Origin of the sequence: Rubrivivax gelatinosus (assembly GCF_016583785.1) — a bacterium.
Lineage (GTDB): Bacteria > Pseudomonadota > Gammaproteobacteria > Burkholderiales > Burkholderiaceae_C > Rubrivivax > Rubrivivax gelatinosus_B.
This window is the reverse complement of sequence record NZ_NRRU01000140.1, coordinates 1-11,002: the sequence shown is the minus strand read 5'-3', so window position 1 is coordinate 11,002 and position 11,002 is coordinate 1. Positions and strand designations below refer to the sequence as shown.

Sequence of the window (11,002 nt, the reverse complement as noted above, 5' to 3'; positions counted from 1 at the left end):
GCCGACGACGCCGGCGCCGTCGGCCATGTGGCGCAGCACTTCGTCGAACTGCAGCACCAGTTGCAGCGCCAGCTGCAGGTGCAGGCGCTGCAACTGGTGCTGCAGTCCGGTGATGCCGTCGGCGAGCGCGTGCAGCTCGTTCGGCGGGCCTTCGGGTTTGGGCGCCGGCTCGCCCAGGCGGGCGACGTCGAGCGCGCGCACGTGGGCATGCAGGCGCTCGAGCGGGCGCGAGACGCTGCGTGCGACGAGCGCGTAGACCAGCGCCGCCAGCAGCAGCAGCTCGACGAGCGCGGCGACGGCGAACAGGCGCGAGGCGCGCCAGACCTGCTCGGCCAGCCAGTCGGCGTCCAGGCGCAGCACGAGTTCGGCAATCACGCCCTCGCCGTCGGGCGCGGGCAGCGCCAGGCGCACGGTCTCGCCGGCGCGGGCCGCGTCGGCGCCCGGTTTGGCGTAACGCTCGGCGATGCCGCGGCCGCGAACCTCGGCCGACAGCAGCGCCGGGAAGCTGCGCAGGCCGTCGAGCTGCAGCTGCACCGAGGCTTCGTCGAGCTCCCACACCGCCTTGGCCAGCGACGGGCCGTAGGCGCCGACCACGGCCTGCACCTGCTCGCGCTGGCGCTGGGTCTCGTCGCGGTGGCTGATCCAGGCGTTGGCCAGCGTCGCCAGCAGCGCCAGCACGACGCTGGCGGCGGCCACGCGCTGCAGCAGCTCGCGCGACAGGCGGCGCATGGCGGTCGGGGTGTTCACAGGGCCTGGCGCACGACGGCGCCGATGCGGATCAAGGGTTCCACCGGGTGTCCGGTGGCCAGGCGTTTCATCGAGCGGTAGGCGTAGCGGCCCATCAGTTCGTAGTCGATCGAGACGTAGCCCTGCACCAGGCCCTCGGCGAGCAGCGCCTTCTCCCCGGGCGAGAGCGTGCCGCTGGCGCCGACGACGACGCGGCCGCGCAGCCCGCCGCCCAGCGTGCCGAGTGCGGCCCGGTAGTGCGCCGCATCGACGAAAGGCCAGGAGCCGAGCGCGACGACGGCGTCGGCCTGCTCCTCGCCGAGCGCGAGCGTCAGCTGGCGCAGCGCGCGCCGTTGGTCGTCGCCGTTGAACCAGGGGCAGCGCGCCACCTCGCGCCAGCCGCGTTCGCCGGCCAGGCGCGCGCCTTCGGCACGTTTCGGGTCCTGCGCCAGCGTGCGCCGCACGCCGGCCATGCGCGCGGCGGTGCCGGCGTCCTGGTTGTCGCCGGCCAGCAGGCACAGCAGGCCGCCGTCGGGGCGGCGCGCGGCGACCAGGGCGCCGAGCTGGCGGCCGATGTCGGCTTCGTCCGGGCCGATGTGCACGCGGCGCAGCACCCGCTGCGGCGGCTCCACGTCGGTGTCGAAGGTGACGACCGGCACCCGGCGCTGCGCGGCCAGCGCGAGCGCGGAGTCGGCGAGGTAGCGCGGGTTGGTCACGGCGACGGCGAGCCCGGCCAGGCCGCGTTGCAGCGCGGCGACGATGGCCGCGTCCTGCACCCGCGCGCGTGCCGGGCCGGGCCGGCCGATGGCCGTGCACTCGTCGCCCCAGAGCTGGGCCTCGGCGGCGCAGCCGCGCCAGGCGGCGACGTAGTTCGGGTCATCGGCGCTCTTGCCGGCGATCCCGTAGAGCTGGCCCTGGGCCTGTGCGCCCGCGGCCCATAGCAGCCCGATCAGGAACCGCCATGGCTTGCGCATTCGGTATTGCCTTCCCGGCGGGCGGCTGCGGCCTGCGCCCGGGTGGGCGCGCACCGGTCCTGCAACCGTCCCGACCCGGTCGATGATGCGCGCGCCGCCGCCGGCGTCAAGCGCAAGCCTTGCGCTGGGTTCAGGCGTCGGCGAGTGCGTCGGTGGCGACGAGCTGCTCGCGCAGCGCGTGGCGCGCGCGCCAGCCGCGGCCCTGCCACAGCGGCTCGGCGTCGTTCTCGAAGGCGAGCACGGCGTGGCGGTGGTCGCTCCAGATGCGGACTTCGGTGCCGGCGGCGGCCAGCGTCGCCGCGGCGGCGTCGGCCGCTGCCACCGGCGTGGCGACGAGCTGGCCGCGGCCGTGCAGCGCATCGGCGCGGTACAGCGGCGTGTCCCAGCCGTGTTCGGTGCCGAGCGCACACAGGCCCGGCAGGCGCGCAGCCAGATCGGGCGCGTCGGGGCTCTCGCCGCACATCGCCAGCAGCTCGCGTGCGCTGCGCCGGTCCCAGACGTCCCAGGGTTGCACGCCGCGGCGGTCGGCGACACGTTCGATCAGGTCCTCGTCGTCGTAGGCGAACCAGGCGCGTGCGGCGCCGTCGGCCGGGATCTCGAGCACGTAGATCATCTCGCCCACGCGTCAAGCTGCCGCCGCGGGCCGGCTCTGCCGGGCCACTGGCGGCGCCCCCTCGAGGGGGAGGCGCCGAAGGCGCCTCGGGGGTGGGCCATCTCAGTCGACGCCGTGATCCAGCGCGGAACGCTGCCAGACCACCTGGCGCAGGCGTTCGCGCACCGCCGCCGGGCTGCCGTCGAAACGGTCCTGCGCCTGGCGCAGCGCGGCCTGGGCGACGCTGGCTTCGGCCAGCGTCAGCGGCAGCCGGCCGGCCATGTGGCTGGCGTCGGGGCAGACCTCCAGCACCGCCTTGCGGTTGGGGTGTTCGTCGAGCGCGACGAGTTCCTGCGCCTCGGGCCGCCCGTCCAGGCAGACCCAGCCGCCGACGACCTCGACACGGCGGCCGTCGCGGGTGGTGCGGATCAGCACGGGCGTGGTGTCCATTGCGGCCTCAGAAGGTGACGAGGATGTCCTCGTGGCGCACGATGAACTGGCAGGCCAGGCGAAAGGGCGGCGGCACGTCGTCGGTCTCGGCGGCGGCGATCTGCTCGGGCGTGATCTTGCCGGCGTAGCGCAGCACCGTCTTCTCCTTCTCGGTCAGCGCGATGCCCACCGGGCGTTTGCCCGAGAGCACGTCGACCTTGACGATGCAGGAGCCGCATTCGCCGTTCTGGCATTCGAAGTCCAGCGGGACCTTGTGCGCCTGGGCGACGGCCAGCAGGGTCTGGGTGTCGCCGGCGACGGCGTAGACCGTGAGGTCCCGGCTCATCTTCGGCGAGGTGAACGTGACGTTGGCCATGGGTGTCCGGTAGTTGAGCCGTGGGGGCGCGGGCGGCACGGGCCGGCGTGCTGCCGGCCCATGCGCTCACGCTCAGCGGATGATGTCGAACGAGTAGTCGGTCTTGCCGGTCTCGCTCGTGTTCGCGTCCAGCTTCTCGAAGTACTCGTCGAGCAGCATCGTCAGCAGGCGCAGGCCGCCTTCGTAGCCCCAGGTGGGGAAGCGGTGGTAGTGGTGGCGGTCGAAGATCGGGAACACCAGGCGCACCAGCGGCGTGCCGGTGTCGCGTTCCAGGTACTTGCCGTAGGTGTTGCCGATCAGGAAGTCCACCGGCTCGGTGAACAACAGGCTGCGCAGGTGCCAGAGGTCGCGCTTCGGGTAGACCTTGGCGTCCTGGCCGTAGGGCGAGGCGTCGAGGATCGCGCGCAGCCGCTTGGCCCAGTCCTCGTTGCCGTTGGTCGACAGCACGTGGGTCGGCTCGGCGCCGATCTCCAGCAGCATGCGGGTGTAGCCGATCAGCTGGTCCGGGTCGCCGTAGAGCGCGTACTTCTTGCCGTGCAGGTGCGCCTGGCTGTCGGCGATGGCGTCGACGAGCTGGCCGCGTTCGAGCTCCAGTTCTGCCGGCACCGGCTTGCCGGTCAGGCGGCTGATCGCCATCAGGAACTCGTCGGTGCCGCCGACGCCCACCGGGGCGTTCAGCACCACGACTTCCTGGCCCTTCTCGCGCAGGTACTTGGCGGTCTTCTCGCTGCAGAACTCCTGGAAGACGATGGTCGCCTTGGCGTGCAGCGCACGTTCGACCTCGGCCTTGGTGGTGCCGCCCGAGTACATGCGGAACTCGCCGTCGGTCGGCGTGTTCCAGATGCCCGACGGGTCGCACAGGATGTTCACGTCGGCGCCGAAGAGCGAGAAGATGCGCTTGACCTCCTTCATGTTGCCGACGACGAAACCGTCGAAGCCGCCGATGAAGTTGATGCTCTCGTCGGGCACACGTTCCAGCGCCGGCACCGAGCCGGCCTTGCCGTCCCAGAAGTGCTGCAGCACGCCCAGCAGCGCGTTGTCGTAGCCGGTGACGTGGCTGCCGACGAAGGCCGGGGTGTGCGCGAACGGCACGTCGAAGTCGGCCGGGATGCTGCCTTTTTCCTTCGAAGTCTTGATGAAGGCGTTCAGGTCGTCACCGATGACCTCGGCCATGCAGGTCGTCGACACCGCGATCATGTCGGGCTTGTACAGGTTGTAGCTGTTGGCCAGGCCGTCGACCATGTTCGTCAGGCCGCCGAAGACCGCGGCGTCTTCCGTCATCGACGAGCTGACGCAGGAGGTCGGCTCCTTGAAGTGGCGGCTGAAGTGGCTGCGGTAGTAGGCCACGCAGCCCTGCGAGCCGTGCACGAAGGGCAGGGTCTTGGCGAAGCCGTTGGCGACGAAGACCGCGCCCAGCGGCTGGCAGGCCTTGGCCGGGTTGATGGTCAGCGCCTCGCGGGCGAAGTTCTTCTCGCGGTACTCGGGCGTCTTGGTCCAGTTGCGGATCTCGTCGACCTTGACGTCGCCGTGGCCGTACTCGAAGTTGGCCTTCTTGTTGGCGAAGAGCTGCTGGTATTCCGGCTCGCGGAACAGCATCTCGTGGTCGATGATCTTGTCTGCGTTTTGCGGCATGGTGTTCTCCTTGATGCGAAGGCGGGTCAGGCCGCGTTCTTCCAGGGCGCGTTCTTGGCCAGCGCCCAGACCGGCGAGCTGATCGCGATGTCCATGTCACGGGCGAAGATCGCGAAGCCGTCGTAGCCGTGATAGGGGCCGGAGTAGTCCCAGCTGTGCATCTGGCGGAAGGGCACGCCCATCTTCTGGAAGACGTACTTCTCCTTGATGCCCGAGCCCACCAGGTCGGGCTTGATGCCTTCGGCGAACTTCTCGAACTCGTAGCCGGTCACGTCGTCGTAGATCAGCGTGCCGTCCTTGATGTAGTGCGTGGTGCGCTGGTAGTCGTCGTTGTGGCCGAACTCGTAGCCGGTGCCGACGATCTCCATGCCCAGGTCCTCGTAGGCGCCGATGACGTGGCGCGGACGCAGGCCGCCGACGTAGAGCATCACCTTCTTGCCGTCCAGGCGCGGCTTGTACTTGGCGATGACGGCGTCGACCAGCGGGCGGTACTTGGCGATCACGCGCTCGACGTTGGCCTTGATCGTGTCGTCGAAGTGGCTGGCGATCTCGCGCAGGCTCTTCTCGATCTGGGTCGGGCCGAAGAAGTTGTATTCGACCCAGGGCACGCCGTACTTCTCTTCCATGTGCCGGCTGATGTAGTTCATCGACCGGTAGCAGTGCAGCACGTTGAGCTTGGCCTTGGGCGTGTTCTCCAGCTCGGCGATGGTGCCGTCGCCGGACCACTGGGCGATGACGCGCAGGCCGATTTCTTCCAGCAGGATGCGGCTGGACCAGGCGTCGCCGCCGATGTTGTAGTCGCCGATGATCGCGACGTCGTAGGGCGTGGAGACGAAGTCCGGGCGCTTGTTCGGGTCGGTCTTGTCGAAGACCCAGTCGCGGATCGCGTCGTTGGCGATGTGGTGGCCCAGCGACTGGCTGACGCCGCGGAACCCTTCGCAGCGCACCGGGATGATGGTCTTGCCGCCCATCTCCTTGCTCTTCTTCTTGCTGACGGCTTCGATGTCGTCGCCGATCAGGCCGATCGGGCACTCCGACTGGATCGAGATGCCCTTGTTCAGCGGGAACAGCTCTTCGATCTCGTCGATCAGCTTGTCGAGCTTCTTGTCGCCGCCGAAGACGATGTCCTTCTCCTGGAAGTCGGAGGTGAACTGCATCGTCCCGAAGCTGTCGACACCGGTCATGCCGATGTAGTAGTTGCGGCGCGAGGCCCAGGAGTACTGGCCGCAGCCGACCGGGCCGTGGCTGATGTGCACCATGTCCTTGATCGGGCCCCAGACCACGCCCTTGGAGCCGGCGTAGGCGCAGCCGCGGATCGTCATCACGCCGGGCAGCGACTTGATGTTGGACTTCACCCCGCAGTCGGGACGGCCCTCTTCGTAGGCGCTCAGGTGCTTGGCGCGCCGCTTGGCCATCTTGTCGGGATAGGCCTTCAGCACTTCGTCGATCAAGGCCTTGTTGGCGGCCTTGCGCTCTTCAACGGTCATGGTCATGGGTCGGATCTCCGTCGGCAGGTGTGGGGGCGGCGCGCCGGGCCCCGCGGGGCCGGCACGCCGTCTAGCCTTGAACTCAGGCCACGAGTTCGTCGGCCTTCTTGCCGACCTGGCTCTCGTCGATCTGCTGCATGATCCCGTGCTCCATCAGCAGGTCCTCGAGCTCGTCCATCGTGATCGGGGTCGGGATCACGCCGTTGCCGGCGTTGCCGTGCACCTTCTCGGCGAGCGTGCGGTATTCGCCGGCCTGCTTGGACTGCGGCGCGTACTCGATCACCGTCATGCGGCGCAGCTCGGCGTGCTGGACGATGTTGTCGCGCGGCACGAAGTGGATCAGCTTGGTGCCCAGCTTCTTGGCCAGCGAGTCGGCGAGTTCGTATTCCTTGTCGGTCTGGCGCTCGTTGCAGACCAGGCCGCCCAGGCGCACGCCGCCCGAGTTGGCGTACTTCAGGACACCCTTGGAGATGTTGTTGGCCGCGTACATGGCCATCATCTCGCCGGACATGACGATGTAGATCTCCTGCGCCTTGTTCTCGCGGATCGGCATCGCGAAGCCGCCGCAGACGACGTCGCCCAGCACGTCGTAGGAGACGTAGTCCATGCCGTCGTAGGCGCCGTTTTCCTCGAGGAAGTTGATCGAGGTGATGACACCGCGGCCGGCGCAGCCGACGCCCGGTTCCGGGCCACCGGATTCGACGCAGCGGATGTCGCGGAAGCCCACCTTCATGACGTCCTCGAGTTCGAGGTCCTCGACCGAGCCCGCTTCGGCGGCCAGCGACAGGATGGTGTCCTGGGCCTTGGCGTGCAGGATCAGGCGGGTCGAGTCGGCCTTGGGGTCGCAGCCGACGATCAGGATCTTCTGGCCCATTTCCGCGAGGGCGGCCAGCGTGTTTTGCGAGGTGGTGGACTTGCCGATACCACCCTTGCCGTAGAAGGCGATCTGCCGAAGCTTGCTCATGGTTGGACTCCGTTAGGTTGTGAGCGTGGACGAGACACGAATCAACGCGTGGCCTCTGAAAGCCTTGTCGCGAATTCCTTGCCGCCTTCGAACGCTTGGGTCTTCTTCGAGGGGGTGCCTTCGGGTCGGGTCGGGCATTCAGCGCAGCCTGCTCATCGCAACCGCCGTGCCAACGCCGCGTGAAAGACGCAAGTGCTTGTCGGCAAACGGAAAAGTTCAATTTCCGGGGTGCCGGCGGGGCCCGGTGTCGAATGTTCGAAACACGACAAAGCAGGGTGTGGCCGGTGGCCGGCGGCGTCGTGAATGCAGCGCCGGACCCGACGTTCGCGACGAATACAGGCCCCGGCATGCGTGGTACGGGTGTTGCTGTTGTCCTGGTGATGCCGACGTCGCCCGCAGGCGACCAAAGCCCCGACCCCGTTCGTTCCCATTAGCGGAGATCCCGATGAGCCTTGTTATCCAAGACACCGCGTTCGCACGCCTCGAAGCCGAGGGCCGGCTGGTCAACAGCGTGCTGAAGGCGCCCACGCACAAGAGCGGGCGCTTCGGCTTCCGCGGCGACCTGGCGCTGAAGTTCCCGGCCAAGCTGGCCGACGAAGCGCGCCCGCCCGAGATCAGCGCCGAACAGGTCATCGCCGCGGCCCAGGCCGGCCAGCCCTACCTGGGTTTTCTCTGCGGCTTCCTGCTGTCCTTCGAATACCTGAAGCTCGTCGCCGAGGCGCTGGGCGACCTGCTCTCGCCCGAGGGCAAGTACTTCCTGTTCTGCGACAACATCGACCTGTCCAAGCGCTACCAGGTCGAATACGGCGGCGCCACCTTCTACGTGCTGCCGATCGACGAGGCCACCGTCTACAACGAGATGCTGGAGCTGCTCTACCTCGAGAAGACCGAGCTCAAGCGCCTGGACACCGCCGGCAAGACCGACGCCATCACCGAACGTGCGCTCGCCTTCAAGCAGAGCTTCCCGAAGATCAGCTTCGAGGAAGGCCTGGCGCTGATGGGCCCGGTGCGCAACCCGTACGAAAACCGCCCGGTCTGAAGCCGGTGGCGCCGCGGTGACGGCCGGCGACGACCTCGAAGCCAGCCCCGAGCGCTGGTACACGACCAACCTGGTCGGTCTGCCCGCGCCGGTGCTGGCCAGCCTCGCCTTCAACGAGCACCCGCAGGCGCTGCACATCGCCGGTGCGCGCGAGACCCAGCCGGGGCTGTTCGCGCTGCTCGGCCGCAGCCCCGACGCCGAGCAGGCGCGCGAGGTCTTCCAGCACTACATGAGCCTGAGCTTCGGGCTGGGTGTGCCGGCAGCCGACGCCGGCGAGGCCGAGAGCCACCGCTGGCGCACCAGCTATCTGAAGCTGATGCAGGGCTGGGTGCTGGACAGCAACAGCGCCGCCGGTGCGGTGCTCAAGGGCTGGGTCGAGAGCCGTTTCGGCCTGGTGCCCACCTTCCACCGCGCGCCGCTGGGGCGTTACCCGTCGCCGGCGTGGATGCACTACCTGGAGGAGAAGGCCGGCAGCCGCTTCCACAACAACTGCATCTGGCAGCAGCTGGACCTGGTGTTCGAGTACTGCCAGTGGATGCTGGCGCGTTTCGAGCTGATGGGCGCCGGCCCCTACGTGACGCTGTGGCGCGGCAGCTCCAATGTCGAGGAGCAGATCGTCGCCGGCTCGCTGCGGGCGCGGCGCTGCACCGTGCGGCTGAACAACATCGTCTCGTTCTCGCGTTCGCGCGAGCACGCCGGCTGCTTCGGCGACTGGATCTTCGAGGCCCGCGTGCCGCTGGCCAAGCTGCTGCTGGTGCCCGGGCTGCTGAGCACACGCTCGCTGCAGAGCGAAGGCGAGGTGCTGGCCATCGGCGGCCTCTACGACCTGCAGGTGCGCTGTGACTGAGCCGCTGGCCGACCGCATCGCCGCCGCCGGCGGCCTGGCCGCGGTGGCCGACCGCGCGCTCGGCGCCTACCTCGGCCTGGCGCTGGGCGACGCGCTGGGCGCCACCGTCGAGTTCATGATGCCGCGCGAGATCGTGCACCGCTGGGGCGTGCACCGGCGCATCGTCGGCGGCGGCTGGTTGAAGCTCAAACCCGGCGACGTGACCGACGACACGACGATGAGCCTGGCGCTGGGCGACGCGCTGCTGCGCGGCGCGCGCGAAGGCCGGCCCTGGGACCTGCGGCTGGTGGCCGAGGCCTACGTCGGCTGGCTGCGCAGCAAGCCGGTGGACTGCGGCAACACCTGCCGCCGCGGCATCCAGCGCTACCTGCTCGACGGCTCGTTCCAGGGGCCGTACAACGAAGGCGACGGCGGCAACGGCGCGGTGATGCGCAACCTGCCGGTCGCCCTGGCGACGCTGGGCGACGACGCCCGCTTCGAGCGCCTGTCGCTGGCCCAGGCGCGTTTCACCCACAACCACCAACTGTCCGACGCCGCCACGCTGGCGCTGGGCCGGCTGACGCAGGCGCTGCTGCTGGGCGAAGGCCCCGAGCAGACGGCGGCGCGCATCGCCGCCATCGTCGAGGCGACGCCGGCTTTCCGCTTCACGCCTTACCGCGGCCGCGCCAGCGCCTACGTCGTCGACACGATGCAGACCGTGCTGCACTTCTTCAGCACGCGAGCGGGCTTCGAGGACGCCGTCGTCGACTGCGTCAACCGGGGCGAGGACGCCGACACCAACGGCGCGCTCGTCGGCATGCTGGCCGGCGCACGCTGCGGCGCCAGCCGGCTGCCGCGCGACTGGCTCGCACGGCTGAAGCCGGCGGTCCGTGTGGCCGTCATCGAACAGGCGAGTGCACTCGTCGCGCTCGCACTCGCCCCCCCTGCCGGAGCCTGACCATGGCCCACCTGAGCTTCTTCGAAAAACCCGGCTGCGCCGGCAATGCGCGCCAGCGCGCGCTGCTGGAGGCCGCCGGCCACACGCTGGAGCGGCGCAACCTGCTGGCCGAACCCTGGACGCGCGAAGCGCTGCTGGCCTTCCTGGCGCCGCTGCCGCCGGCACAGTGGTTCAACCGCTCGGCGCCGCGCATCAAGAGCGGCGAACTCGACCCCGACGCGCTGGACGCCGAGGCCGCGCTGGCGCTGCTGCTGGCCGAGCCGCTGCTGATCCGCCGGCCGCTGCTGCGGCGCGAGGACGGCGCGACGCTGGTCGGTTTCGACACCGCCGCCGTCGACGCCTTCGTCGGCCTGCCGGATGCGCCGGCGGGCCGGCTCGAAGCTTGCGTGTCGGCCAGCGGCCACTGCGCGACGCCCGAACCCTGAAACAAGAGACGACGATGCCGATCTACGACTACCGCTGCCCGGCGTGCAACGCCGACTTCGAGCTGCTGGTGCGCAGCAGCACCGTGCCGCAATGCCCCCAGTGCGGCGCCACCGAGCTGGAGCGCCAGCTCTCGCGCATCGCGCCGGCTGGCACCTCGGCCGGCATCATCAAGCGTGCCCGCCAGGCGGCGGCGCGTGAAGGCCACTTCAGCAACTACAGCGCCGGCGAGCGCGCCAAGCTGCTGAAGTGAAGGCGCCGCCTTCACCTTGATCTCCAGCAGCTCGTCGGCGCTGACCGAGTACTGGCCGGTCGTGCGGTTGACGGTGACGCCGAACTCGACGTCCTTGCCGGCGTTCGACAGCGTGCCGCTGGTGAACTCGTAGTCGTCGCGCTCCCAGGGCAGGCCGTCGGCGTCCACGTCCCACTCGTGGTATTCGATGCGACCGATCTCGCCGCTGGCGAGGTTGAGGCGGGCGCTGGCGGTGACGACGTCGTCGGCGAGTTCGTCGGTGAGGGTGATTGGCACATGCAGGTCCATGGGGGGGATTGTCGCTGGTGTGCTGGGGGTGGCGG

Annotated in this window: 13 protein-coding genes; 5 read left to right on the top strand and 8 right to left on the bottom strand. The window is 69.5% G+C overall.

The genetic code is table 11. From position 1 onward, the window contains the following. The 8 genes from CKO43_RS23465 to nifH form a co-directional block, all read right to left on the bottom strand. Positions 1–747: HAMP domain-containing protein (locus CKO43_RS23465; RefSeq protein ID WP_200380154.1), on the bottom strand; the 747-nt coding region annotated here is incomplete at its 3' end. Beyond that, entirely contained in the window at positions 744–1,700 is a 957-nt protein-coding gene (locus tag CKO43_RS23460) for a substrate-binding domain-containing protein (protein ID WP_200380153.1), read from the bottom strand. The genes CKO43_RS23465 and CKO43_RS23460, both read right to left, overlap by 4 nt. Before the next feature lie 130 nt (positions 1,701–1,830). Continuing rightward, positions 1,831–2,313 carry a hypothetical protein gene (locus CKO43_RS23455; RefSeq protein WP_200380155.1) on the bottom strand — a complete coding sequence of 161 codons (483 nt, stop codon included), beginning with the start codon at positions 2,311–2,313 and terminating at the stop codon, positions 1,831–1,833. A gap of 102 nt (positions 2,314–2,415) precedes the next feature. Further along, entirely contained in the window at positions 2,416–2,742 is a 327-nt protein-coding gene (locus tag CKO43_RS23450) for a hypothetical protein (protein ID WP_200230940.1), read from the bottom strand. A 7-nt stretch (positions 2,743–2,749) separates the two neighbouring features. Further along, complete coding sequence (locus tag CKO43_RS23445) at positions 2,750–3,097, bottom strand: 2Fe-2S iron-sulfur cluster-binding protein (protein WP_200230942.1); 348 nt, start codon at positions 3,095–3,097, stop codon at positions 2,750–2,752. Positions 3,098–3,169: 72 nt separating this feature from the next. Further along, positions 3,170–4,729, bottom strand: a complete 1,560-nt coding sequence (gene nifK, locus CKO43_RS23440; RefSeq protein ID WP_200380152.1) for a nitrogenase molybdenum-iron protein subunit beta — start codon at positions 4,727–4,729, stop codon at positions 3,170–3,172. Positions 4,730–4,755: 26 nt separating this feature from the next. Then, the gene (gene nifD / locus CKO43_RS23435; RefSeq protein WP_200230944.1) at positions 4,756–6,222 is read right to left on the bottom strand and encodes a nitrogenase molybdenum-iron protein alpha chain; all 1,467 of its coding nucleotides are present in this window, start codon (positions 6,220–6,222) and stop codon (positions 4,756–4,758) included. A gap of 76 nt (positions 6,223–6,298) precedes the next feature. Then, the gene (nifH, locus tag CKO43_RS23430; protein ID WP_200230945.1) at positions 6,299–7,180 is read right to left on the bottom strand and encodes a nitrogenase iron protein; all 882 of its coding nucleotides are present in this window, start codon (positions 7,178–7,180) and stop codon (positions 6,299–6,301) included. A 445-nt stretch (positions 7,181–7,625) separates the two neighbouring features. Between nifH and CKO43_RS23425 the strand changes: the two genes are divergently transcribed. The 5 genes from CKO43_RS23425 to CKO43_RS23405 are packed head-to-tail and all read left to right on the top strand — an operon-like array spanning position 7,626 to position 10,679. Next, complete coding sequence (locus CKO43_RS23425) at positions 7,626–8,219, top strand: hypothetical protein (RefSeq protein ID WP_200230946.1); 594 nt, start codon at positions 7,626–7,628, stop codon at positions 8,217–8,219. 16 nt (positions 8,220–8,235) lie between these two features. Further along, on the top strand, positions 8,236–9,066 hold the full coding sequence (locus tag CKO43_RS23420; RefSeq protein ID WP_200380151.1) for an NAD(+)--dinitrogen-reductase ADP-D-ribosyltransferase: 831 nt from the start codon (positions 8,236–8,238) through the stop codon (positions 9,064–9,066). Beyond that, positions 9,059–10,003 carry an ADP-ribosyl-[dinitrogen reductase] hydrolase gene (draG, locus tag CKO43_RS23415; protein ID WP_200380150.1) on the top strand — a complete coding sequence of 315 codons (945 nt, stop codon included), beginning with the start codon at positions 9,059–9,061 and terminating at the stop codon, positions 10,001–10,003. Before CKO43_RS23420 ends, draG begins: the two co-directional genes overlap by 8 nt. 2 nt (positions 10,004–10,005) lie before the next feature. Then, a complete protein-coding gene (locus CKO43_RS23410; RefSeq protein WP_200380149.1) occupies positions 10,006–10,428 on the top strand; it encodes an ArsC/Spx/MgsR family protein in 423 nt (140 codons plus the stop codon). Positions 10,429–10,442: 14 nt separating this feature from the next. After that, positions 10,443–10,679 carry an FmdB family zinc ribbon protein gene (locus tag CKO43_RS23405; protein WP_200230953.1) on the top strand — a complete coding sequence of 79 codons (237 nt, stop codon included), beginning with the start codon at positions 10,443–10,445 and terminating at the stop codon, positions 10,677–10,679. Positions 10,680–11,002: the final 323 nt, after the last annotated feature.